Source organism: Mucilaginibacter gilvus (assembly GCF_004054195.1).
GTDB classification, from domain to species: domain Bacteria; phylum Bacteroidota; class Bacteroidia; order Sphingobacteriales; family Sphingobacteriaceae; genus Mucilaginibacter; species Mucilaginibacter gilvus.
The window spans coordinates 62,708-86,409 of sequence record NZ_SBIW01000031.1; the positions used below are offsets into that span (position 1 = coordinate 62,708).

20 protein-coding genes are annotated in these 23,702 nt (G+C 45.3%); 8 read left to right on the forward strand and 12 right to left on the reverse strand.

Going from position 1 to position 23,702, the window contains the following annotated elements; translation table 11 throughout:
• Window positions 1-4 precede the first annotated feature (4 nt).
• The 4 genes from EPL05_RS23525 to EPL05_RS23540 all read right to left on the reverse strand — a co-directional run bounded on the left by EPL05_RS23525 (window position 5) and on the right by EPL05_RS23540 (window position 7,628).
• Window positions 5-3,259, reverse strand: coding sequence for a SusC/RagA family TonB-linked outer membrane protein (locus EPL05_RS23525; RefSeq protein WP_128536437.1), 3,255 nt, complete (start codon window positions 3,257-3,259; stop codon window positions 5-7).
• A 631-nt stretch (window positions 3,260-3,890) separates the two neighbouring features.
• Window positions 3,891-5,543, reverse strand: a complete 1,653-nt coding sequence (locus EPL05_RS23530; protein ID WP_128536438.1) for a sodium:solute symporter — start codon at window positions 5,541-5,543, stop codon at window positions 3,891-3,893.
• Between the two features lie 22 nt (window positions 5,544-5,565).
• The gene (locus tag EPL05_RS23535; RefSeq protein ID WP_128536439.1) at window positions 5,566-6,798 is read right to left on the reverse strand and encodes an enolase C-terminal domain-like protein; all 1,233 of its coding nucleotides are present in this window, start codon (window positions 6,796-6,798) and stop codon (window positions 5,566-5,568) included.
• 2 nt (window positions 6,799-6,800) lie between these two features.
• Window positions 6,801-7,628, reverse strand: a complete 828-nt coding sequence (locus EPL05_RS23540) for an SDR family NAD(P)-dependent oxidoreductase (protein WP_128536440.1) — start codon at window positions 7,626-7,628, stop codon at window positions 6,801-6,803.
• 355 nt (window positions 7,629-7,983) lie between these two features.
• Here EPL05_RS23540 and EPL05_RS23545 point away from each other — a divergent pair, with 355 nt between their 5' ends.
• The 3 genes from EPL05_RS23545 to EPL05_RS23555 are packed head-to-tail and all read left to right on the forward strand — an operon-like array spanning window position 7,984 to window position 10,601.
• Complete coding sequence (locus tag EPL05_RS23545) at window positions 7,984-8,892, forward strand: AraC family transcriptional regulator (protein WP_128536441.1); 909 nt, start codon at window positions 7,984-7,986, stop codon at window positions 8,890-8,892.
• A gap of 17 nt (window positions 8,893-8,909) precedes the next feature.
• Entirely contained in the window at window positions 8,910-9,485 is a 576-nt protein-coding gene (locus EPL05_RS23550) for a hypothetical protein (RefSeq protein WP_128536442.1), read from the forward strand.
• A 57-nt stretch (window positions 9,486-9,542) separates the two neighbouring features.
• A complete protein-coding gene (locus tag EPL05_RS23555; RefSeq protein WP_128536443.1) occupies window positions 9,543-10,601 on the forward strand; it encodes a nucleoid-associated protein in 1,059 nt (352 codons plus the stop codon).
• Between the two features lie 191 nt (window positions 10,602-10,792).
• Here the strand turns inward: EPL05_RS23555 and EPL05_RS23560 are convergent, their stop codons facing one another.
• The 4 genes from EPL05_RS23560 to proS form a co-directional block, all read right to left on the reverse strand.
• A complete protein-coding gene (locus EPL05_RS23560) occupies window positions 10,793-11,161 on the reverse strand; it encodes a DUF5655 domain-containing protein (protein WP_128536444.1) in 369 nt (122 codons plus the stop codon).
• Between the two features lie 188 nt (window positions 11,162-11,349).
• Window positions 11,350-12,201: a TIGR02757 family protein gene (locus EPL05_RS23565; protein WP_128536445.1), complete on the reverse strand. Its 852-nt coding sequence runs from the start codon at window positions 12,199-12,201 to the stop codon at window positions 11,350-11,352.
• A 90-nt stretch (window positions 12,202-12,291) separates the two neighbouring features.
• The gene (locus EPL05_RS23570) at window positions 12,292-13,431 is read right to left on the reverse strand and encodes a cystathionine gamma-synthase (RefSeq protein ID WP_128536446.1); all 1,140 of its coding nucleotides are present in this window, start codon (window positions 13,429-13,431) and stop codon (window positions 12,292-12,294) included.
• Window positions 13,432-13,532: 101 nt separating this feature from the next.
• Window positions 13,533-15,005: a proline--tRNA ligase gene (gene proS / locus EPL05_RS23575; protein ID WP_128536447.1), complete on the reverse strand. Its 1,473-nt coding sequence runs from the start codon at window positions 15,003-15,005 to the stop codon at window positions 13,533-13,535.
• 106 nt (window positions 15,006-15,111) lie between these two features.
• Between proS and EPL05_RS23580 the strand changes: the two genes are divergently transcribed.
• On the forward strand, window positions 15,112-16,071 hold the full coding sequence (locus EPL05_RS23580; RefSeq protein WP_128536448.1) for a hypothetical protein: 960 nt from the start codon (window positions 15,112-15,114) through the stop codon (window positions 16,069-16,071).
• A 24-nt stretch (window positions 16,072-16,095) separates the two neighbouring features.
• Window positions 16,096-17,580 carry an OmpP1/FadL family transporter gene (locus tag EPL05_RS23585; protein WP_128536449.1) on the forward strand — a complete coding sequence of 495 codons (1,485 nt, stop codon included), beginning with the start codon at window positions 16,096-16,098 and terminating at the stop codon, window positions 17,578-17,580.
• A 115-nt stretch (window positions 17,581-17,695) separates the two neighbouring features.
• Here EPL05_RS23585 and EPL05_RS24135 read toward each other — a convergent pair whose 3' ends face one another.
• Complete coding sequence (locus tag EPL05_RS24135) at window positions 17,696-17,866, reverse strand: hypothetical protein (protein WP_166727802.1); 171 nt, start codon at window positions 17,864-17,866, stop codon at window positions 17,696-17,698.
• Between the two features lie 7 nt (window positions 17,867-17,873).
• Window positions 17,874-18,353 (reverse strand): Dps family protein, encoded by a 480-nt coding sequence (locus tag EPL05_RS23590; RefSeq protein ID WP_128536450.1) that lies wholly within the window; start codon window positions 18,351-18,353, stop codon window positions 17,874-17,876.
• A 202-nt stretch (window positions 18,354-18,555) separates the two neighbouring features.
• Between EPL05_RS23590 and EPL05_RS23595 the strand changes: the two genes are divergently transcribed.
• Genes EPL05_RS23595 through EPL05_RS23605 form a run of 3 tightly spaced genes read left to right on the forward strand, consistent with a single transcriptional unit; the run spans window position 18,556 to window position 21,028 of the window.
• Window positions 18,556-19,305, forward strand: a complete 750-nt coding sequence (locus EPL05_RS23595; protein ID WP_166727803.1) for a DUF4905 domain-containing protein — start codon at window positions 18,556-18,558, stop codon at window positions 19,303-19,305.
• A 21-nt stretch (window positions 19,306-19,326) separates the two neighbouring features.
• The gene (locus tag EPL05_RS23600) at window positions 19,327-20,394 is read left to right on the forward strand and encodes a DPBB and LysM peptidoglycan-binding domain-containing protein (RefSeq protein ID WP_128536452.1); all 1,068 of its coding nucleotides are present in this window, start codon (window positions 19,327-19,329) and stop codon (window positions 20,392-20,394) included.
• On the forward strand, window positions 20,387-21,028 hold the full coding sequence (locus EPL05_RS23605; protein ID WP_128536453.1) for a uridine kinase family protein: 642 nt from the start codon (window positions 20,387-20,389) through the stop codon (window positions 21,026-21,028). The genes EPL05_RS23600 and EPL05_RS23605 overlap by 8 nt, the downstream gene beginning before the upstream one ends.
• 8 nt (window positions 21,029-21,036) lie before the next feature.
• Here EPL05_RS23605 and EPL05_RS23610 read toward each other — a convergent pair whose 3' ends face one another.
• Both EPL05_RS23610 and pnp read right to left on the reverse strand, forming a co-directional pair.
• The gene (locus EPL05_RS23610) at window positions 21,037-21,306 is read right to left on the reverse strand and encodes a hypothetical protein (RefSeq protein ID WP_128536454.1); all 270 of its coding nucleotides are present in this window, start codon (window positions 21,304-21,306) and stop codon (window positions 21,037-21,039) included.
• Window positions 21,307-21,464: 158 nt separating this feature from the next.
• Window positions 21,465-23,591: a polyribonucleotide nucleotidyltransferase gene (gene pnp / locus EPL05_RS23615; RefSeq protein WP_128536455.1), complete on the reverse strand. Its 2,127-nt coding sequence runs from the start codon at window positions 23,589-23,591 to the stop codon at window positions 21,465-21,467.
• Window positions 23,592-23,702 lie beyond the last annotated feature (111 nt).

Here is a 23,702-nt window from a genome sequence, read left to right on the forward strand (position 1 = left end):
CTGATTATAAATTGACATTAAGGCCTATGTTAAATACCTTTTGTATCGGGTAAGAAAAACCATTACCGCCAATTTCGGGATCCCATAATTTAAAGGGGCTCCAGGTAAGTAAATTAAGGCCGTTAAAGTATACGCGTGCTTTGGTCATGCCCAATTTCTTTGTTAAACTGGCAGGAAGGCTGTAGCCAAATTCTACCGATTTTAAGCGCAGGAAGCTGCCATCGCGCATCCACCAGGTGCTGCCCTGCCTGTTGTTTTCAATCTGGTTACCGGTTACTCCTAAACGCGGGTATTGCGCGTAAAGGTTCTGGTTGTCTTCGCTCCAGTGGTCATCTGCAAATGCCTTAAGCAATTGTGTATTGCCACTTGCATAAGCACCATCGGGGCTTTGGATGAACGGACTGGTGCGGCTCGGATCGATAAAGAAGCTAACTTGTGCCTGGCCCTGAAAGAATGCAGAAAGATCGAAACCTTTATACCCGCCGGACACACCGTAACCATAAACTATTTGCGGAACGGTTGGAAAACCGATAAACGTTTGGTCGGCACCATCAATTTTACCGTCGCCGTTTAAGTCGCGGTATTTGATATCGCCGCCTCTTGGCGGTACGCCGTTAGATGAGAAGATCTGGCTTGGCGAGTTTGCCGCCTCATTATCATCAACAAACAAACGCTCGGCTATATAACCATAGTTACGGTTAATAGGCTGGCCAGATTGGTAGCGGTAAGCTTCGGCATACTGCGGCTCTTCGTATTTATCATAGTCGCTTTTGGCAATAGTTAGGTTACCCCTTGCCTGGATCCAGCCGGAGCCGCCTAAACTTTGTTTATAATCTGTTTGGATATCTATACCCTTGGAATTTGCAGTACCAAAATTGGCGCTCACGTTTGCTTCCAGCCCCATAGTGGTTGGGATGGCAGAACGCTGCTGTAAAATATTGTAGCGGTGGTATTTGTAAACCTCGGCCACAATGTTCCAGTTTTTAAACAGGGTAAGCTCCATGCCTATATTCAGCTGGCGCGAAGTTTCCCAGGTTATATCTGCATTAGGGTAATTGAAAATAGTAACCCCGTTACGGCTGTAACCGTTGTTGGTACCAAAAGTAGCCGGGTTGCCACCGTTGAGATCAAGCCTCGACAGATAATAGAAACGCTCTGAGCCTATCTGGTCGTTACCTACGGTACCATAGCTGGCCCTCAGTTTCATGCGGGAGATAACGCTGTATATGCTATTACCCCAGAATTTCTCATCAGACACGATCCACGAACCGCCGATGGTTGGGAAAAACCCGTAGCGGTGGTTTGAGGAGAAACGCTCGGTACCGTTATAGCCAAAGTTGAACTCTAAAAAGTAGCGGCTTTTGAACGAGTAAGTTGCACGGCCGGCTACCGTTAAGTTACGATATGGCAATGAGCTGAACAGGTCGCCGGTGTTGCCGTATAAGGTTTGCTGCTGCGTGCCTATTAACGAACCGCTGATGTTATGGTTACCAAAACGCCTGGAGTAATCCATCACTCCCTGGAAAAACAGGTAAGTATTGGCTTGTGTATTATTGGCGTTGCGGTCATAAATCAGGTACTCGGTAGCGTCGCCTGGTTTTGAGTTTAACCAGTTCAGGCTGTAATCATTACTGGTTTTATCGTACGAGCCAATGTTGTAGTAAAAAGGCTTATACCCCATTGATGATTCGAAATACGAGAACCTGTTGGTGTGGAACAACCCGTGAAAATTTAACCCGGTGGTTACAAAATCGAGGTTTTGGTTCAACTCCAGTTGTGCCGACATGCGCGACTGTGAGAAATTTTTATGCCCCCTTAGCAAAGCTGCGTACGGGTTTAAATATGCCGTAGCGTTTGAATTGTTGCTGCCCGGGTCGGGCGAGTTACCGAACAAGATATGCTGGGTATTCTGGTTAGCCAGATCTGCCGGGTAATAAGCCGGGAACAGTACCGGGCTGGTGTGCATGGCTATGTTGTACAAATCGGTAGAGAACGAAGCATCAGCCGTAAGCGGGCCGTTGTATTCGTTAAAACTACCCACAAGCCTTACAATCAGTTCGGTGCTTTTGCTCAGGTTAACGTTAACATTTGAGCGTAACTGGTAGTTACGGAAGTTAACGTTGTTATTATTATTGTTGTTGATATCCTCGCGCAGAATACCATGATCGATATTGTACGAGCCTGATACATAATAACGTGCAACGCCACCGCCGCCGCTTACGCTCATATCTGCGCGCTGGGTGTTGGTGCGATCTTTAAACAGGGTTTTTATCCAGTCTACCGCTGGGTAAACATATTTGTTACTTCCTGGCGCATTGGCTATTGTAGCCTCGCGGTTTAAAATATCGTTTTGGCTAAACGGCAATTTACTATATGGCGGGCGGGCAATAGTGGCCTCGTTGAACAAACGCATATACGTAATAGGATCGGCCAGTTCGAGGTTTTTTATCGATTGCGACGTAGAGTTCTCCACACGGGCGTTTATCACCGGCTTGCCTACTTTACCTTCTTTGGTGGTAACCAAAATAACACCGTTTGCACCACGGGCACCATATAATGCGGTTGCACTGGCATCTTTAAGGATAGAGAAGCTGGCGATATCATCTACCTGCAAACGGGCAAGATCTGATGTGGAAAGCTCCACGTTATCTATCAGTATCAGCGGGTCTTTTTTGTATCCGAAAGTAGTTACCCCACGGATAAAGAAGGAAGCGTTGTCCTGCCCAGGCTGGCCGCTTGGCTGGTAGGCAATTACACCGGCCACCTGCCCTGCAAGCGCATTGGTAAGGTTACTCGCCGGTATTTTAAGATCGCCGGGCGTTACGGTAGTTACCGAGCCCACTACAGCTTCCTTGCGCTGCTTACGGCCGTATGCCGTAACAACTACGTCGTTAAATTCGTTCTTAGCTTCCTTTATAATAATGGGGTAAACAAGTTTACCTGCCAAAACTGTAAAGGTTGTTTCTTTGTAACCTACATAAGTTACGCGAAACACGGTACCCGGTTCGGCGTTGATAACAAAGTTACCGTTAACGTCGGTTACGGTACCGGTGTTCTTGCGGTTTTCCGCAGTTAGGTTGGCACCTATAATTTTCAGGCCGGTGGTATCTGCTACTGTACCGGTAATGGTCACCTTTGTTTGTGCCGACGCTGTACTGCTGATAGCGCATAATACTATTATGCAACATACCGCAGCCAGTTTGCCCTGCACAATTTTAGATAACCAATGGCTTTTTATGCGTTCGTAAAATGGTCTCATAAATGTTTTCTCATAATTGGTTTTAAGTTCGTTGGATCGTTTTTTTGATTTTCAGAAGGCATAGGTATCCACCCACCGTATCTCAGTGTAAAAAATTACAAACCCCAGTTGTAAAATACGCTGATTATAAAGCGTGTTTATGCCACCTGCGGGGATCCGGAAAATAATCTTTTGGAAGATGGGCGGGATCGGGGCTTATTCTTCGCCTTTAACGGGGAAAGCAGTTTTGCTGCCTGCGTTTTGTAATAATGTTTCATAATTATAAGAATTGGTTAATTGGTTGGATAAATTTAGAATGTTCACAACGGCTTTAAAATGGATAAACCTTTAAAGGTGATGGACAATCGTATTATTTATTCCTTTGAGTTTTGTATTGGCTTTTACAAATAACATATATCTGCACCAACAATAATTTTATGTTATTATCAAGCATTCAGCGATATTGTATGGACAAAAACAACTGTATTTTTGACATATTATGGCCCGTACTAACAACCTCTTAAAAAGCAATGGATTGCTTTTTACAACACAGGTGATTTTAGGCGTAATTTGTTTCCATGTTGGCAAATAGTGCTGTAATTGCACCTTTTTTTGTAACCGGCGGAGGGATGCAGGAACTGATATTATTTTATCACCGGAAGAGCCAGAATAAAGCAGCCATTATTACAATAAGCAGCAGCGAAAGAAATTTGTAATTCCCCACTCCTGCCCAACCCAGACTATTAAGTGATTCCAGGGGCGATCGCCAGTAGAGCACCCCGCTCTCGGCGGTATGCTGCACTTTGTAGATAAGGGAAAGCCCCACCTGCAGCAAAACACAAAAAACGAAAAGGTAAAATGCCATCATCATAAATGGCACCTGCCCAATTACGGAGTGCGGCAAAGTTTTGCTGTAGATAAAGATCAGCACACCGGCTGCCGAGCCAATGTATAAGGTAAGCTGTGCAGATATCGCTGAAGCTTTTTTCCAGAAAACGCCTAACAAAAACACGCAGGTAATGGGTGGCGCAATATGGGCGATGATATCGTTCAGTCCGTTAAATATGCTTTCGTAGTTATTTAATAAGGGAAGTAATAGTAAGGATATGACGAAGGAGATCCCGGCGGCTATTTTACCGGCGCGCACCAGCTTATCGTCGCTGGCTTCGGGTTTGTATCTTTTGTAAATATCATAACTGGCCAGGGTGGAGATGGAATTTAGCGCGCCCGAGATCTGGCTCATTAAACCGGATAGTAAGGCCGCAACCAATATCCCGGCCAAACCCTTTGGTATCAGTTGCAATATCATTAGCGTATAAATGCCTTTACTGTTCACCACCTCTTTGCCGGCGGCATCAACCGTTTTAAGGCTGCCCACATCTAAATGCCCGGTTTGGTATAGCGCGTATGCAAACAGGCCGGGCATCACAAAAATAAATACAGGTAATATTTTAATGAAACCGCAAAACAAAGGGCCTACCCTGGCGTGGTTCTCGTCCTTAGCGCCTAATACCCGCTGTACAATGGTTTGATCGGCACACCAGTACCAGATGCCCAGTACCGGGTAACCTAATAATACGGCATACCATGGTAAGCCACTTGCATCGCCATGAGGGCGCATCATCGAAAGCTTATTCAGTTCGTTTTTCTGTTGCAGCACGTGTACCATATCGTCCCAGCCGCCCATTTTTTGGTAGGCAACCACGCTCATGATCACTGCACCCGATAACAGTACTACGGTTTGTATCGATTCGGTAACTACTACCGCTTTTAATCCCCCCACAACAGTATAAATTGTGGTGATGACAGCTATGATGATAACGCTGGTGTACATATTTACCCCAAACAAGGTTTGCAGTACAATACCACCCGCTAATAAGGAGAAGGAAATGTGAATGATGATAGCTGAGAGTATGGAAATAAAAGCCAGCCAGTCTCTACTTGCCCGGTTGTAACGCTTTTCCAGGAAATCGGGCAGGGTTGATACACCCGATTTGATATAAAAAGGCACAAAGAACAGCGCCAGTAAGATCAGTGTGAAGGATGCCATCCACTCGAAGGTTCCGTTGAGCAGGCCGGTATCAAAGCCGCTTTGGGCCAGGCTCACCAAATGCACGCAGGAAATATTAGTGGCAAACAGGGCCAGCCCTATCATGGGCCATTTTAAACTTTTACCGGCCAAAAAGTAACTGCTTGCCGCGTTCTTTTTATTTGCCGAACGATGCCGCAGCCCGGTATATAGGCCAATGGCCAATATCACCAGCACATATAAAATACTCACCGTGGCATCAAAAGAACCTATCATGATAATATATACTACTGTAAAATTAATCTTTTAAAACAAGGAGGTCGCAACTGCTGCCGGGTACTTGTGGTGTTTTGTAAACGCCGCCTATAATTTGCGCGGGGTTTACAAAATGCTTTTGCAGGTGCGGGATATGCTCTAAAAACAAAGCCTCGTGCCCCATGGCAATGTGGTTAAACAATACCAGGTGTTGGTGCAGTTGACCCATATCTCCCACGTGCGGCACCACCGGTATGCCAAATTTCTTACACAGCAGGCTCACCGTAATAAATTCGCTCACCCCGCCTACCCTCACGGCATCTACCTGCATAAATGCGGCGGAACCCGATTGCAGGTAATTTTTAAAGATGATCTTATTGGGCACGTGTTCACCCAGCGCAAGTTTAACGGGCGCTATAGCTTTAGCAAGCGTGGCATGCGCGTTTACATCATCAGGGTGCGTAGGTTCTTCTATCCAATAGGGGTTGATGCTTTTTAGTTTATTACAGATCTCGATAGCCTGCGGCAGGTTCCATTGCTGGTTGGCATCCAGCATCACTTTTACATCCGGCCCGGCAACTTCGCGTACAATATGCGCCCGGCGGATATCGCGCTCCGGGTCGGCAGAGCCCACCTTCAGCTTCATAGCGGTAAAGCCTTCGGCCAATGCTTTTTTGCAGTTCTCGCGCACCAGTTCATCAGAATAGTTAAACCAGCCGATAGACGTGTCATACCCGGGGTAGCCTTGTGCCAAAATTGGCATCCGCTCCGCCCTGGTAGGTTGCTGTGCTTTTAGCAGATCCAACGCCTGCCCGACGGTTAGTTCATCCTCTAAATAAGATAGATCAAGCGTATTTACAATCTGCTGGGGCGAGAGGTCTATCAGCAATTTCCAAAGTGGCACGCCCCTCTTTTTCGCCCAAAGATCGTAACAGGCATTAGTGACCGATGCCAGCGCCAAATGGACTATCCCCTTATGTGGCCCCAACCAGCGGAACTGCTGATCGTTGCTGAGCTGTTTAAACAGGTCGCTAAAATTGGCCATCACTTCTTCAATATCCTTGTCCTGTAGCTGGCGGCCATAATATTCGGCAGCTTTGCATACCAGGTTGTTGCCCTCGCCCAAAGTAAAGGCGAAGCCAGTCCCGGTTAGCCCGCTGTCATCGTGCAGGCGGGTTACGGCGTAAGAATATATCGGGTCGCGATGGATAGCATCGCTGCCGGCATTACCTTCCAGCGGAAAGCGCACATCATCAATAGTTATCTTCCCGATCATAGTTACTTAGCTTTTGAATTAACGGGTAATACAATACCATCTTTTGCTGATGGCTGATCCATATACCTGCGGTAACCCAACTCTGCACCGCCCGATACGGGCAGGATGCAGCCTGTAATAAACCTTGCATGCTCCGATACCAAAAACAAACAGGCATCGGCTACCACATCGCCCTCAGGGCAGTAGCCAAGCGGGTGGATCTCATCCAGGTAATGTTCTATGTGCGCGGCGTTTGGCTGCTGGTTGCTCCAGCGGCGTAGCATGGGTGTCCATACTCCCGCGGGGGCAACGGCATTTACACGGATGCCAAAAGGCGCGTAATCCAACGCCATAGATTTGGTAAGCGCGTTAACGGCCCCTTTGGTAGCGGTATAAGCGGCGTGCAGTTCCTGGCCTATATCGCCAACAAGGCTACCTGTGTTTAAGATGGTTCCCTTGGTTTCCTTAAGCGCGGCTATACCATATTTAGTGGTATGGTAAATGCCTTTTACGTTTACGTTGAAAACCTTGTCCCATTCCTCATCCGTAGTATCACATACGGTTTTTGAGGGGTTGGATACGCCCGCGTTGTTATGGATAACATCTATCTTCCCAAACCGCCCAAGGGTTTCTGTTATGGCCCGGTTCACATCCACTGGTTTGGATACATCCGCCAGTATATAATGGATGTCATCATTAAAAAACTGCATGCGGCAATTCTTCAGACTGTCTTCCTTGTGCGTGATGATACTCACCTTAGCCCCGGCTTTATGGTATGTTTTGGCGCATTCGTAACCTATACCTTCGGTACCGCCGGTTAAAAAAACAACCTTATCTTTTAGTAATTGCATACTGATTTTTGCATTTTTTATTTACGGGCAATAACAATAGGCTATTGCAGTATTTACTTGCTTAATATTATGTGTTTATGTTTGGTATTTAACCGGTTTCATTACCTCAAAAAACCCGGTGCTTTTTGGATAATGCTATAATTGGCTTTGTTAAATACAACAGCCAAATTTAACTGCCGGTTCAAAATCGTCTAATAGGTAATTCGGCTATTTTAATGGATAATTCACCTGAATTATTTTGGAAGAATAATTTGCTGTAATGGTGCGCTTTATCCAAATAAAATATAATTTAGCCCGCTATTATAAACAGCTGCCAACCTATAATGGCATATACTATTATACACCTTTATTAATAATGGGTAACTCTTTTAAACGCAAGGACGGGTTCGACGGTGAAAAACTGATCAGTATCCCTCAGAAAGTATTAACAGACTATGTTAAGCGTTACCCGGCGCTGTTTAATATTTACGTTACCCACATTGGTTACTTCCCAAAAGCATCGTACCATTATAAAGAACGCCGCCGGGGCTGCGTGGATAACATATTGATCTATTGCATAAAGGGAAAAGGCTATTATGTTATTGATAAAAAGAAATTTGAGGTAACCCCCAACCAATTCTTTCTGCTGCCTGCTACCGAGGAGCCCATGCGGTACTGGGCCGATGAAGAAGACCCTTGGACCATCTATTGGGTGCATTTTACAGGCGATAATATCGAAAACTTCAACTCATCGCTCAACCTTAATATTTTTAAGGGGCCTATACAAATTCCCTTTAATAATAAGGCGCTGGAGATATGGCATAATATTTACCAAAACCTGGAGATGGGTTATAGTATTGAAAATTTGTGCAATGCTACGTTTTGCCTGTACAATTTGATCGCGACGTTTTTGTTTCCCGATAAGCACATTGTAAGCGAACAGGTGGAGAACGAGGATATCATCACTACCACTATCCTCAACATGAAGCAAAACATCGAGAAAAAAATGACCGTGGAGGATATGGCGGGGCAGCATAAATTATCCAGCTCACATTTCAGCAGTTTATTCCGCAAGGCAACGGGCATGCCACCGATGGATTACTTTATCCACCTGAAGATGCAGAAGGCCTGCCAGTTTTTATACGCCAACGAAGCCAAGATAAAAGCCATAGCCATGGACCTGGGTTATGACGACCCGTATTATTTCTCGCGCGTGTTTAAAAAATATATGGGCATGTCGCCCGAGCAGTATAAACTGACTACTAATATAAGGTCGCAGGCGTAGAGGTTTTGCAATTACTTATGACAAACGAGGCAATATATAATAAGTCTATTGAAACACAGGAATTACAACTGCCGGGATTGGGGCTAAAACTTACACACTACGGCATTGTTGTTTTTTTGCTTTTTTCGCCTTTGATGACAATTGTGTTTCACCTAACAGATTATTTTAGCTATGGGTACACTTATTTCAAAGATGGTGAACTTTGGTTTGCGTTTCTCCCATCTGCTTTGGCTGTAATTTTTTACTTCATTCAAAAAAAAAGGCTAAAGTTCAAGATAGTTCAAACAACGTTAAGTGCCCAACAATTGAAAGAGGTAATAAGCGAAGTATCTAAGAACTTAAAATGGGTGCCAATGTCCTCATCCGAAAAAACATATGTTGCAAAAACATTTCCCGGCTTTTTCTCAGGAAGCTGGGGCGAACAGATCACCGTGTTATTTCATGAGAACACTGTTTTTATAAACAGTATTTGCGATCCCGATAAGAGGCCGTCAGTGGTTTCGTGGGGTCGAAACAGTGAAAATGAAAACACTCTTGCCGATAAGATAAACGAGGCCACTAATAAATTAACGCCCGCTGCCGGTTTACATTAATAAGCCGCCGAACTAATCCCTCAACCATGAACTAAAAATTTTACCTTCGCCTTAACTATGGTAACTTTTTTTGAAGCCTCGCTCGATACTATTTCTGTACACCATGTAGGTAACCAATCGCAAAACGAAATGTATTCTCTTTCTGACGCACCCGTTGAGCTAAAAGACGACATCATCCCCAACCTGCTCATGCAGTACTTTTTAAAGCCATTTGAAAAAGTGAACGAGGTTTATCACCTGATGCATAGCAGTGGCGACCTTGCCCTAAACGAACTGCACCACTTCGCTACCATGGCTTTTGAGGATAAAAGTAAATTCCACGAAGCATCAGAACAGATAGCCAAGCATTTGTATAAGGTGAGTACCCATCCTAACATCAAAGGCGGGGAACTATACGTGGTATACTTTAATAGCGTACAGATAGAAGGGAACCCGCTGGATGCCATCGGCATATTTAAATCGGAAAACAAGGAAACCTACCTGAAGGTCTATCCGGATAAAGGCGGCTTCGCGGTGGATTATGAACAGGATGCCATCAACATCAACAAACTGGATAAAGGTGTGCTCATCTTTAACATCGAAAAGGAAAACGGCTACAAAGTGGTGGTTATTGATAAAACCACCGGCGGGCAGGAAGCTGCCGTTTACTGGAAAGACGAATTTTTGCAACTAAAAGTGCGCAATGACAGCTACAACCAAACCAGCAACACCCTCGGCATCTACAAAAACTTTGTTACCCAAAAGCTGGACGATGAATTTGAGATGAGCAAAGCCGATAAGATTGACCTGCTGAATCGGTCCATGAAGTACTTTAAGGAAAAAGAAACCTTCGACCTGGACGAGTTCAGTGAAGAAGTGATTAGCAACCCGGAAGCTATCGCATCATTTAAAAATTTCAAGAACCAATACGAGGAAGAATTTGACAGCCCGATTGGCGATAGTTTCGAGATCTCCGGCAACGCGGTAAAAAAGCAGGCCCGGATCTACAAAAGCGTGTTAAAGCTGGATAAGAACTTCCACATTTATATCCACGGCGATAACAAGCTGATAGAAAAGGGTTTCGACGACGATAAGGCGATGAATTACTATAAGGTTTATTTTAAGGAAGAGGCGTAGTTGGGGATCATACCGATTTTAGTAAAGTTTGATGATGGGCAATACATTTGGCAAAATAATCCGTTTATTTTTACTTGAAAGCAATACGAACGGGTTAGTTTCGGCAGACCTTTCAAACTGGACTGGAAAAGCGTTTAAAATTCCTAGAATTAAGCTCAAGGAATATGCAGGCAGAGAGCAGAGTTACAGGTTTAATTTTCATTATCATACGCGAGTTGCATAAAGCCGATCACTTCCTCATTCAGGTCTTCAGCAGCGAGCATCTTGAAATGGTGATTGTATTGCTCCTGCCCCGGCACCTGCGCTATTTTCTGAAAACAAAGATTATCCGGATATTCTTGCTTAAACGGAAACACCACATGGATAAAGTTTTTGCCTAATTGCGTAACCCAGGCTATGCGTTTATGGCTGTTAGAGATCCCTATCATCGTTTTTGTGGCTTCAACTTTTACATCGCCAATGTTTTTAAACTGCGCGATGAAATGGTGGAACAACATTAAAGTATGTTCAGATTTTCCGGTGAGGAGGGCGGAGAGTTGGTGATCGTCGGCAGGTAGCATAGACTAAAGATAAAAAAAATGTCATTTCTAACGAGCGATAGCGAGGAGAAAACCTCTACGCTTGGCATTTAAGCTAATGCATTACGGCTTTGCATCGCTAACTGCGCGTCGTAGAGGATTCCTCGTCGCGCCATTACACAAGCCCTACCCTGGCTCGCTCGGAATGACATTGGGGCGAGTGTTTGTAGTTAAAATTCAGGCAATATCCCTTCACCCCCCCAGCGTTCTTCAATACCGAGACCAAAAAGGGCGAAATCATATTTCACAGGGTCCAGCGGGTCTAATTCGCGCAGGTTTTGGGTGAGTTCGAGGGCGGTTTGCCAGTCGGTTTGTTTGCGGGTGATGAGCTTGAGTTTGCGGGCCACGCGGTCTACATGAAGGTCGCAGGGGCAAATGAGGTCTGCCGGTTTTAATGTGTTCCAGATGCCGAAATCTACGCCTTGCTCATCCTTCCGCACCATCCACCGCAGGAACATGCAAAGCCTTTTGCATGTTGATTTCTGCGATGGCGAGGACACGTGTTTTTTGGTACGGTTAGGGAAATCGGGCAGGGAAATGAAATAGGAACGGAAATGATCCAATGCACCCTCAAGCCCCCCAGCCCACTGAAGGGGGAGTTCTTGAATTGCTGCTTTATTAAAATTCGACTCCCCCTTCAGTGGGCTGGGGGGCTTCGTAAATGCATCTTCTAAACTTTCAAACCGCTCGTAATGCTGCCTGAAGAACGAGATAAAGTACAGGGTATCTATATCGTTAAACGTGCGGTGTTTAAAGTGCAGTAGCTTTATAAGGTCGGGTTCCTGGTGATTGATGATAAAATCGTAGGGTGCGCCATCCATCAGGGTGATAAGTTCTTTGCACTTATTGATGATGGTTACCCGCTGCCCCCAGGCCAGGGTAGCCGCCCAAAAACCCATGATCTCGATATCCTGTTTTTTGGTGAAAAGGTGTGGGATACTTACCGGGTCGTTAGCGATAAACTCCGGGCGGTTGTATTGGGCAACCTTTTGATCGAGGAAGGATTTGAGGTTATCATTCATAGATGAGTATCAAGTAGCTGGTATCAAGTATCAAGTAAAAAAATGAGGGTTCCTCCCATCTTGCTACTTAATACTAAATACTCGATACTATTAGGCCAAGGCCTGTTTCAAATCTTCCAATAGGTCTTCAATATCCTCCACCCCTACGCTTAAGCGCAACAGGTTATCTACAACGCCGGCTTTATCGCGCTCGGTTTTGGGGATGCTGCCGTGGGTCATGCTTACGGGGTGGTTGATAAGCGATTCCACACCGCCTAATGATTCAGCTAAAGCGAACACTTTGAATGAACCGGCAATGCGGAAGGTTTCCTGCAGGTCGGCATTTTTTAGTACGATGGAGATCATGCCGCCAAAATCGCGCATTTGCTTTTTGGCGACTTCGTGGTTCGGCGAATCGGGGAAGCCCGGCCAGTAAATTTTCTCTACCCTTGGGTGATCTTTTAAAAACTCGGCAACCGCGCGTCCATTTTCGCAATGCGCTTTCATCCGCAAGTGCAGGGTTTTAATACCGCGCAGCACTAAAAAGCTATCCATTGGTCCCGGAGTAGCGCCGCAGGCGTTGTAAATGAACCAAAGTTTTTTGTAAAGTTCCTCGTCGTTCAGCATCAGGGCACCCATTACCACATCGCTGTGGCCGCCAATGTATTTGGTTACCGAATGCATCACTACATCGGCACCCAGATCTATCGGGTTTTGCAGGTATGGCGAAGCAAAAGTGTTATCCACCACAAACAATAAATTATTGGCTTTGCTAATTTTACCAATAGCCTCTATATCCACCACCTGCATGGTTGGGTTGGTAGGCGTTTCTATCCAGATGAGTTTGGTTTTGTCGTTGATGTATTCGCTAACGATATTAGGGTCTTTCAGGTCCAAAAAGTGGAACTTGATGCCGTAGTTAGCATAGATCTTGGTAAAAATGCGATACGAGCCACCGTAGAGGTCGTTACCGGTAATTACTTCGTCGCCGGGTGCGAGGAGTTTCATCACCGCGTCTGTAGCGCCCATGCCGCTGGAAAATGCCAGTCCGAACTTTGCGTTCTCCAAAGCCGCTAAACAATCCTCCAGCGCCTTGCGGGTTGGGTTTGTACCGCGCGAATACTCGTACCCCTTGTTATCCCCCGGCGTTTTTTGCCAGTAGGTAGAGGTTTGGTATATCGGCGTCATGATAGCGCCAGTAGTTGGGTCGGGCTCCTGCCCTGCGTGTATTGCTTTTGTTGCGAATTTCATAGCGTGCTTTCAGCACAGTCCATAGTCGATAGTCTATGAACCATAATAAAAATTAAACCGTTCATAGCTATGGACTATCGACCATCGACTATAGACTCTTTCTAATATGCCCGTGCAAACAGCACTCTTTGCGTCGACGGATTACCCGTCAGGATGCATTTGCCTTCTTCCTGCTTATTGTTCAAAGGTATACAACGGATTGTAGCCTTAGTTTCATCTTTTATCTTTTGTTCGGTTTCTGATGTGCCATCCCAATGTGCAGAAATAAAGCCGGGCTGCTCATCAAGCATGCGTTTAAACTCTTCGTAGGTATCAACCTCAGTCGTGTTTTCCGCACGGAAGGTCGACGCTTTGGTGTAGATGTTCGTCTGAATTTCTTCCAGAAGGGCAGTAATGTGTGCTGCTAAACCATCCTGTTGTACGGTTTCCTTAGTTTTGGTATCGCGGCGGGCCAGCTCCACGGTGCCATTCTGCATATCGCGGCTGCCTATGGCTACGCGCAGTGGTACACCTTTCAGTTCGTACTCGGCAAATTTGGCTCCCGGGCGATGGGTATCGCGGTTATCAAATTTTACAGTAACGTCTTTCGAGCGCAATTCCTTGGTTAAACCTTTTACGTATTCGGTAATGGCATCCAGTTCTTCGGGGTGTTTGTATATCGGCACAATAACCACCTGTATCGGTGCCAGTTTTGGAGGCAATACCAGGCCGGCATCATCCGAGTGGGCCATAATTAAGGCACCAATTAAACGGGTAGACACCCCCCATGAGGTTGCCCAAACAAAATCCTGTTTGTTATCCCTCGTGGTAAATTTCACGTCGAACGCTTTGGCAAAATTCTGCCCCAAAAAGTGTGAGGTGCCTGCTTGCAATGCCTTACCGTCCTGCATTAAAGCTTCGATGCAATAGGTATCCAGCGCGCCGGCAAAGCGTTCGTTGGCGGTTTTGCGGCCTTTTACTACCGGCAGTGCCATCCAGTTTTCGGCAAATTCGGCGTAAATGTCCAGCATTTGTTCTGTTTCTGCTACAGCTTCTTCGGCTGTTGCGTGGGCGGTGTGTCCCTCCTGCCATAAAAATTCGCTGGTGCGCAGGAACAAACGGGTGCGCATTTCCCAGCGCATTACGTTGGCCCACTGGTTCACCAAAATAGGCAGATCGCGGTAGCTTTGGATCCAGCCGCGGTAGGTGTTCCAGATGATGGTTTCTGACGTTGGGCGGATAATTAATTCTTCCTCCAATTTTGCGTCCTCATCCACAACAATATTGCCGGTTCCATCGTTCTTTAGCCTGTAGTGTGTTACTACAGCACATTCTTTAGCGAAACCCTCCACGTGGCTGGCCTCCTTAGAGAAGAAAGATTTTGGAATAAGTAAAGGAAAGTAAGCGTTTTGATGCCCCGTCTCTTTAAACATTTTATCGAGCTGGGCTTGTATCTTTTCCCATATAGAATAGCCGTAAGGCTTAATGATCATACACCCCCTGACAGGCGAATATTCTGCCATATCAGATTTAATTATCAAGTCGTTAAACCATTGCGAATAATCTTCGTCTTTACTAATAACACCTTTGCTCATATACTGATTTATTGGAATAGAATTTGACTTTATAATTAATATTACTAACCGCCAAATTTATAAATTTATACGTTTATTTGAACTCGAACTTTATACTCTCTTCAAAATGAAAAGGAACCTACTCTTAGGAATCACAATGATCGGCGCCATGGCGCTGAGTTCCTGCTCCGTTAACAAAACCGCATCCAATCAAAAAAATAGCGACGACGTATACTTTTCGCAGGCTACGGCCGGCGACGAGCCCGAATACGTTGCGCAAAAACCCGTGTATCGCCAGGACCAAGACGCTGCATACCAGGAGGAAGGCGACGATGATTACTACTATTATGACGATTACTCATCGCGTATAAACCGTTTTGGATATTATTCGCCCTTTAGCTATTACGATAGCTACTACGGGGCATACAACCCATACAATTACGGCAACTACGGTTTTAATATAGGCCTCGGCTTCGGCGGTTACAATGGCTTTTACGGCGGCGTTGGTTACGGTTACGGCGCATTTTCGCCTTATGCCGGTTACGGCTGGGGCGGTTATGGAGGCTATGGCTACGGTGGTTATTACGGATACGGCGGCTATGGTGGTTACGGATACTCGCCATATTCTTACTACGGTACTGGCTATGGTTACGGCTATGGAGGCCAATACTGGGGCGGAGTATCGGCAAACAGCAGTTATGGTACTCCACGCCCAAACAGGGGTAACGGCAGCCCGCGCGGCATTGGTGTAAGCGGTCGCAATGGCATAGGCTACACTGGCACCGCCAATAATGGTATTGGTTATTATCCTAACAGGCCAAACAGGGCCGGCGGCAACGGCGGCGGTGTACGCCCTAACGGTACAGGCGGCTACAGTAATGGCGGCTACAGCAATTCGCGCCCTACCAGGGCAGCGCGTGGCGAAAGCGGCCAAAGTTACCAGCCGCAGCAAAGGCCGGCAACCCAGGAACGCCAGCCAGACAGGCAGCCATCTTACTCTCCTCCTCCATCAAACAGTGGCGGCGGTGGTAGCAGCAGCGGATCAGGCGGCGGCGGAGGTGGTGGCGGCAGGCCAACAAGACCATAATTCATTTTTACACACCTAAAGTTTATGAAAATAAAATATCTACTCAGTGTGATCGCTATAGTAGCGGTCACTAAAAATAGTTTTGCTCAATATTCGCAGGATGCCATCCGGTTTTCAGGCGCGCAAACAGGCTCTACCGCCCGTATTAAAGCAGTTGGTAATGCGGGTACAGCCATTGGCGGCGATCTGAGCTCGGTAAGCGGTAATCCTGCCGGCCTTGGTTTCTTTACCAAATCTGAACTGAGCATCACCCCGGAATATAACGATATCAAAATAAAATCGACCTACCAGAGTACACATGGTATGGATACCAAAACATCCGGAAATTTAAACCACGCTGCTTTTGTAATTTACCAGCAATTAAACCGGCCAAAAGGTGCCGACAAAAACAAAGGCTGGTTGAGCTTTAACTACGGCGGCGGTTACAGCCGTACCAATAACTTTTACGAGAACATTAATTACGCTGGCAGCAACGGTACAAACTCCATTAACGATTATTACGCCAGCCAGGCAAATTTATACGGTATTGATGTAGGTACTTTAGCAGGTAATGCTTACGACCATAACCTGATAGACAATTATGGCACAAATGCCAGTCCAAACTATAAAAGTAACGCGTTCCCGGGTGTAGATCAGCAGAGTATTGTTACCCGCACGGGTGGCCAGTCGGCTTTAGATTTTGCCTTCGGTGCCAATTACAGCAATAAGTTTTACATTGGTTTGGGCGTAAGCTTTACCGATGTACGCTTTAACTCATTTAGCAATTTTTATGAGGATGGGGCATTATCTGTATTAGAAGGAACCCCTACGCCTGTAGCGGTAACCCGCGATTACAGTTCCAAATTTTCGCAGGATCAAACCACCCGCGGCTCCGGCTTTGCAGGCAGGTTGGGTGTGATATTTAAACCTGTTGACGCATTGCGTTTAGGTGCGGTAATCAACTCCCCTACCTATTATACTATCGACGATTCGTACAGCGAAAGCCTTGCAACAAACATTAGCAATGGCAGCCGTTTTGAAGATGGCCCGCAGAATTACTCATTAACGTATAACATGCGTACGCCATGGAAATTTGCAGGTGGCGCGTCGGTATTTATCAAGTCGTTTGGTTTTATTACCGGCGATATTGAATATGTAGATTACAGCAGCACCCATATCAGCAGCGACTCTAATTTTGACGCAACAGGCGACAATGCTTCCATCCGCACTTTATATCAATCAGCCGTAAACTACCATCTTGGTGCCGAAGCACGTTTAACCAGTTTCTTTTTACTGCGCGGTGGATACGGTATACAAGGTAAAGCCCGCCGTGATGATAACGCAAGCGACATTAAAACCGTAAGCGGCGGCGTAGGCCTGCGTTTTGGTGCCTATTATGTTGATGCTACTTACACCCGCGCAACAGGCACCCAAACGGTATTCCCTTATGAAATAGGCACAGCAAGCCCAAGCGCCTTGCTAAACAGAACCAACAATAACGGCTTTTTAACTTTGGGATACCGCTTTTAAGATTCGAGATAGTAGATGTGAGATTTGAGACAGAACTCAATTCACCAAAAAAAGCGATGAGGTAATCTCATCGCTTTTTTTATGCTTAATATTTATTGCTTAATCTATCAATTTATTAAATTTCAAAATCGAATCGATATTTAAAGGCTGTAAGTTCAACTTCTTTAAGAATTGAGATAACTAAATCAACTTGTTTTTCAGCTACTGCTTGATCAAACTTCGCCATCAAACCGCTTAAATATAAGCGTTCGTTTACGGTCATCCCACCATATTTATTTTCACTCATAAATTACTTAATCTTCATTCACAAACGAGCGAAGCATCCAGGTATTTTTCTCCTTGAACTGCATAAAGCGGTTCACCATGTCGTTGGTGCCATCGTCTCCGGCTTTGTCGGTTATCTCCAGTATCTCGCGCTCCATCTCTATCAGGCTGGCCATATCTTCAATGATCGCCTTCACCATATCGGTATCCAGCATACCTATCGTGTTTATTTCTTTTAAGGTCGATTGGCTGATGTAGTCCTTAAAGGTGCTGTACGGTGGTTTGCCCAGTGTGAGGATACGTTCGGCTAATTCGTCTATCGTAGTAAGGGCCACGGTGTATAGTTCTTCAAACTTTACGTGCAGGGTAAAAAAGCTTTTTCCTTTTACATTCCAGTGGCAACCACGTAATTTTTGATAGTGGATGTGGTAGTTGGCCAACAGGTCGTTCAGGTGGTCTACAACCGGTTTTACCTTTTTTTCTTCTAAGCTGATCTCTTTAGCGTCCATAGTGTAATTGTGTATATGTTTCGGGTTTGATAACAAGGCCTTTAACGGCATTGTTTATTTAAATTGTGTTGTTTACATTACAATGAAGGAGCCTTGATAGGAATTTCACGGGAAATGTTTTGGCTCCGCTGATGCTTGTTTTGCGTTTATAAAGGTAGCGTTTTTAATATAATTAAGCATATTTGCAGCATAAATGACAATTTTGCAACCATTAATCAGCCATCAATTCGGCGGCACCATCTGGCGGATGGAGATAGACGAGCTTACCGATGTAATGGTGGTAGAGGTCCGCAACCAAACCGATAAACAGGTGAGTTTCGCGTCCCTCAACCTCAACACAGGCGAAATTTATTTTGAGGCTTTTAAAACGGATGAACGCTGGCTTACGGGTATCGAAGCTGTTCATAATGGCGTCGCATTATTCCATTATTACAAGCACGAGAGCGGCCCCGAGCATAAAGGCATCATCGCCATTGATGCCAATAACGCGGCACAGCTTTGGAGCAATTACAGCTATGCGTTTGATCATCTCGGCATTAACGGGCCGGTGGTTTACAACACCAGCCTTCAGCCTAAAAAATTATTGCTGGCAGATATTAAAACCGGGCAGGTGCTGCGTGGTTACGAGGGTGCGGATAAACCTTTGCCCAATAGTATAGTCATACCTGCAATATCATCTGCAAGCCAATTTGTTCCGGGGATGTTACCCGCCGAGCTTGTTGGAAATATAGTGCATTACCTTAATCACAATAATTATAGAATTGTATCTTTGCACGCTTTAAAAAACGGTGTGCTGCAACAGCACATCTATATTATGGATGGTATTGAAGTGTTGTATACCGATTTATTGAACACCGGTATACAAAAATTACAACCCGAGGCGTTTGTATTACATAAAAATGCCCTGGTATACATTAAAAATAAAACAGAAATTATTGTATTACCCCTCTAAAATACTGTATAATAATCAATTATGAAATTAAAGGCACTGTTACTATCTACCATACTTACCACGCTTTCAGCATCGCTGTTTGCCCGCCCGCTGATTGATTCCATTGGTGTGGAGAACTTAAACGGCAAGAAAGTGATCCTGCACAAGCTGGACCCGAAAGATAATTACTACTCTATTGGCCGCAAATACGGCGTTGCCCCAAAAACCATTATTGAGTTTAACAGCAACGCCAGTATGCAAATTGGCAAGATCATAAAAGTACCTACTGAGCGCCCTTTTAGCGGCGATGTACCTGCACCCGCTGTAGTAACTACTACACCTGCACAACAGCCGCAAACCAAGCCGGTGGTACAGCAGCTGGTAACCAAACCTGTGGTACAACAGCCGGTAAGTACTACCCCGCCTGTTAATACGCCGGTAGTAACTACGCAACCTGCAGCCAATCAGCCGCCTGCTGTAAAACCAGCCGAGCAAAAGGTGGAGCAAAAAACAGCCCAGGAAGTTGCCAATAGCAACGTAAGCGGCATTACCGTACAGCAGTACAAGGTAGGTGCCGGGGAAACGCTTTATTCCATTGCCAAACGTTTTGGCACTACGGTAGATGATATTACGGCCACCAATAAACTAACAAGCACCATTGTACCGGGCCAGATATTAACCATCCGTTCGGGTGTGCCTGCTACCCCGCCGCCACCGCCTGTTGCCCATCCTATTGATTCCGCGCTTGCAAAACGCGATAGTACCTACGTGGCATCCCCGGCAGATTCATTGGCAGATAAACGCGCCGGTACCAGCAAATACGGATTGTTTGAAAAGAACGAAAAAGGCGTAGCCACCTGGATAGATGATGCCAGCCTGGACCCTAATAAAAAATTGATATTACACCGTACCGCCCCTATTGGCACGGTGATGCGCATTACCAATCCTATGACGGGTAAAAGCACCTTTGCCAAAGTAGTGGGTCGTTTTACTGATAACCAGTCTACTCAAGGCGTAATGATCGTAATGACCAAAAATATTGCTGAATCTATCGGCGCTATAGACAAACGTTTTCATGTAACCATTAGTTACGGTACTCCTAATGAATAAACCTTACGTAATTGGTATTGCCGGCGGAAGCGGAAGTGGCAAAACCTTTTTTTTGAATTGCTTTTTAGCGCATTTTACACCTGAAGAAGTGTGCCTGGTATCCCAGGATGATTATTATATCCCCGTGGCGCATAATATGACCAAGGAGGAGAATAAACTCTACAACTTCGACTTGCCAAGCACCATTGATGCCGAACTGTTTGAAAGCGACATCAGCAAGCTGATGCGCTGGGAAACCGTTTACCAAAAGGAATATACTTTTAATAATCCCGATATCGTCCCTAAGATATTGGAGATAAAGTCCGCCCCTATCATTATTGTGGAAGGTTTGTTCATCCTTCACTTCCAAAAAATAGCCAACGACCTGGATATGACTATCTTCATTGAAGCCGATGAAGACATTGCCCTGCGACGCCGCCTAAAGCGCGACCTGGCTGAACGCGGCTACTCTAACGAAGACGCCTATTACAAATGGGTAAACCACGTTGTACCGGCTTATAAAGAGTACCTGCTGCCCCACCGTAACCAGTGCGATAAAATTGTGGTAAACAATGGCCACGTTGCTGATCATATTATGGAAGTGACCGACCAAATTTCGCAGGAATTGAGAGAGAAGGTGCTGGAAGGTATATAAAGCTAATACTAATCGCAATTCAGCAGCAGATCGTAGTATTTCTTCATCAGTACGGTATCGTAATTAACAAGGGAATTGTAGGCTTCGGTGACTAACTCGTTCAAAATAGAAGAGCCGAGTTGCCCTGCCCCGTTCGGGATAGAATCGTAATAAGTAATAAGCTCTTTAACCCTTATAATTTCGTACAATAATTGCTGTATCAGGTCGGTTTGCTGCCCGTCCCCCATGCCACGCGAATTATTGAGAAAACCTAAAGGATCGTTGGTTGTAGATGTCATTTGCAAAACAAAGATCCGGCTAAATGTTTCTCGATATAACTATACTTAAGCCTAAGCAACCGCTAAGATTTGCATTTTGTTTTGATTTTTTTCCAAAAAATTCAATTTAAATAGCAAAACCCTCTTTTGGGAGGGTTTTGCTATTTAATTAAAAAAAATCATTTGCTTGAATCTGGTCTTGGCAGTAAAACCTTACGAGAAAGTTTCAACTTACCTTGCTTATCAACATCAAGCAGTTTTACACGTACTTCGTCGCCTACATTAAAGATACCATCCATGGTCTCAATTCTGCGGTGATCAATTTCAGATATGTGTAACAAGCCATCTTTACCCGGCATGATCTCAACAAATGCACCAAACGGCATAATTGATTTCACTTTACCTTCGTAGATCTCGCCAACTTCTGGTTTAGAAGCAATGTTGCGGATACGGGTTAAAGCCGCGTCGATAGAAGCTTTGTTATCGGCAAATACCTGTACTATACCCTGGTTGTCCTTCTCTTCGATAGAGATAGTGGCACCAGTTTCACGTTGCATTTCCTGGATGATCTTACCGCCGGGCCCGATAACTGCACCAATAAATTCTTTGTCGATTTTAATGGTAACGATACGTGGAGCGTGTGGTTTGTAATCTTCGCGTGGCGCGGTAATGGTTTTTGCCATTTCGCCAAGGATATGTAAGCGGCCTTCTTTTGCCTGGTCTAAAGCGTTGGTAAGAACTTCGTAAGAAAGACCGTTTATTTTCAAGTCCATCTGTACAGCAACAATACCGTTTTTGGTACCGGTTACTTTAAAGTCCATATCACCTAAGTGATCTTCATCGCCAAGGATATCCGAAAGGATAGCGTATTTAGTACCCATTTCGTTGGTGATCAATCCCATCGCGATACCAGATACCGGGTTAGATATTTTAACACCTGCATCCATCAAAGCCAATGTACCGGCACAAACCGTAGCCATTGATGATGACCCGTTAGATTCAAGGATATCAGAAACGATACGGATAGTGTAAGGGTTCTCATCTTCGTGTGGTAACACACGTTTTAACGAACGCATAGCCAGGTTACCGTGGCCAATTTCGCGGCGACCAGCACCCCTGTTCGGACGAACCTCACCGGTAGAGAAACCAGGGAAATTGTAGTGTAACAGGAATTTTTGGTAACCGTTGATGAAAGCACCATCTATCATTTGCTCATCGTCCTTAGCGCCTAAGGTAACGGTGGTTAATGCCTGGGTTTCGCCACGGGTAAACACAGCAGAACCGTGTGCAGATGGCAGGTAACCAACTTCGCTCCAGATAGAACGAATTTCTTTGGTATGGCGGCCGTCTAAACGTTTGCCTTCATCCAAAACAAGGTTACGGATGGCATCGTATTCAACATCGTGGTAGTATTTTTTAGCTAACGATTTAGTGATATCGTCAATTTCGCCTAAAGTAGCGATGTAAGCATCACGTACTTCTTTGAATTTAACAGAACGCTCATCTTTTGCAGATGCAGAAGATGCGATATCATAAACCTGCTGGTAAGTAGCTTCGTAGATCGCTTTCTTAAGGTCTTCGTTACTGTGCTCGTGGCTGTAGGTACGTTTAACGGTTTTACCAACTTCTTCGGCCAGTTCAATTTGCGCTAAACACTGTATTTTGATAGCAGTGTGTGCAAATTTAATAGCTTCAACCAGTTCAGCTTCCTGTATCTCGGCACTTTCACCTTCCACCATGTTGATGTCGTGCTGGTTACCTGCTACAATAAACTCAAGGGTTGCAGTTTTTAACTGGGTAAGGGTTGGGTTAATAACCAATTTACCATCAACTTTAGCAACGCGTACTTCAGATATCGGCCCGTTGAAAGGGATATCAGAAACAGATAATGCCGCAGAAGCTGCTAAACCTGCCAGCGCATCCGGCATAATGTCTTTATCGGCAGAAATTAAGGAGATCATCACTTGTGTATCAGCGTGATAATCTTCCGGGAACATTGGGCGCAATGCGCGGTCAACCAAACGGGAGATCAAAACCTCGTAGTCTGACAAACGTGCCTCACGGCGTAAAAAACCACCCGGGATACGGCCGGTGGAAGCGTATTTCTCTTGATAATCTACAGAAAGAGGTAAGAAATCAATGCCCTCTTTTGCGTCTGGTGATGATACTACGGTAGCAAGCAACATGGTATCACCCATCTTAATTACTACAGAGCCATCTGCCTGTTTGGCCAGTTTACCGGTTTCGATCTCAATGGTGCGGCCGTCACCTAAATCAATTACCTTTTTAATTACGTTTAAACTCATCTTTTTTGTGTTGTGGGGTACTTTTCATCTTCAGGAGCACCCCGGTTTTTATGTGTGTGTATATTGTTTCGATGCGTATGTTTTTGCCGGTTTCTCTCGCGGCTTTTGAAG

What these genes read in the sequence shown, in the direction of transcription:
- EPL05_RS23550 (WP_128536442.1), top strand. Translation starts at nt 8,910, where the DNA reads ATGACAAACGAGGCAATATATAATAAGTCTATTGAAACACAGGAATTA.
- EPL05_RS23585 (WP_128536449.1), top strand. Translation starts at nt 16,096, where the DNA reads ATGAAAATAAAATATCTACTCAGTGTGATCGCTATAGTAGCGGTCACT.
- EPL05_RS23525 (WP_128536437.1), bottom strand. Translation starts at nt 3,259, where the DNA reads ATGAGACCATTTTACGAACGCATAAAAAGCCATTGGTTATCTAAAATT.
- EPL05_RS23530 (WP_128536438.1), bottom strand. Translation starts at nt 5,543, where the DNA reads ATGATAGGTTCTTTTGATGCCACGGTGAGTATTTTATATGTGCTGGTG.
- EPL05_RS23590 (WP_128536450.1), bottom strand. Translation starts at nt 18,353, where the DNA reads ATGGACGCTAAAGAGATCAGCTTAGAAGAAAAAAAGGTAAAACCGGTT.
- EPL05_RS23555 (WP_128536443.1), top strand. Translation starts at nt 9,543, where the DNA reads ATGGTAACTTTTTTTGAAGCCTCGCTCGATACTATTTCTGTACACCAT.
- EPL05_RS23560 (WP_128536444.1), bottom strand. Translation starts at nt 11,161, where the DNA reads ATGCTACCTGCCGACGATCACCAACTCTCCGCCCTCCTCACCGGAAAA.
- EPL05_RS23570 (WP_128536446.1), bottom strand. Translation starts at nt 13,431, where the DNA reads ATGAAATTCGCAACAAAAGCAATACACGCAGGGCAGGAGCCCGACCCA.
- EPL05_RS23535 (WP_128536439.1), bottom strand. Translation starts at nt 6,798, where the DNA reads ATGATCGGGAAGATAACTATTGATGATGTGCGCTTTCCGCTGGAAGGT.
- EPL05_RS23565 (WP_128536445.1), bottom strand. Translation starts at nt 12,201, where the DNA reads ATGAATGATAACCTCAAATCCTTCCTCGATCAAAAGGTTGCCCAATAC.
- pnp (WP_128536455.1), bottom strand. Translation starts at nt 23,591, where the DNA reads ATGAGTTTAAACGTAATTAAAAAGGTAATTGATTTAGGTGACGGCCGC.
- EPL05_RS23600 (WP_128536452.1), top strand. Translation starts at nt 19,327, where the DNA reads ATGAAATTAAAGGCACTGTTACTATCTACCATACTTACCACGCTTTCA.
- EPL05_RS23545 (WP_128536441.1), top strand. Translation starts at nt 7,984, where the DNA reads ATGGGTAACTCTTTTAAACGCAAGGACGGGTTCGACGGTGAAAAACTG.
- proS (WP_128536447.1), bottom strand. Translation starts at nt 15,005, where the DNA reads ATGAGCAAAGGTGTTATTAGTAAAGACGAAGATTATTCGCAATGGTTT.
- EPL05_RS23540 (WP_128536440.1), bottom strand. Translation starts at nt 7,628, where the DNA reads ATGCAATTACTAAAAGATAAGGTTGTTTTTTTAACCGGCGGTACCGAA.
- EPL05_RS23580 (WP_128536448.1), top strand. Translation starts at nt 15,112, where the DNA reads ATGAAAAGGAACCTACTCTTAGGAATCACAATGATCGGCGCCATGGCG.
- EPL05_RS23610 (WP_128536454.1), bottom strand. Translation starts at nt 21,306, where the DNA reads ATGACATCTACAACCAACGATCCTTTAGGTTTTCTCAATAATTCGCGT.
- EPL05_RS24135 (WP_166727802.1), bottom strand. Translation starts at nt 17,866, where the DNA reads ATGAGTGAAAATAAATATGGTGGGATGACCGTAAACGAACGCTTATAT.
- EPL05_RS23605 (WP_128536453.1), top strand. Translation starts at nt 20,387, where the DNA reads ATGAATAAACCTTACGTAATTGGTATTGCCGGCGGAAGCGGAAGTGGC.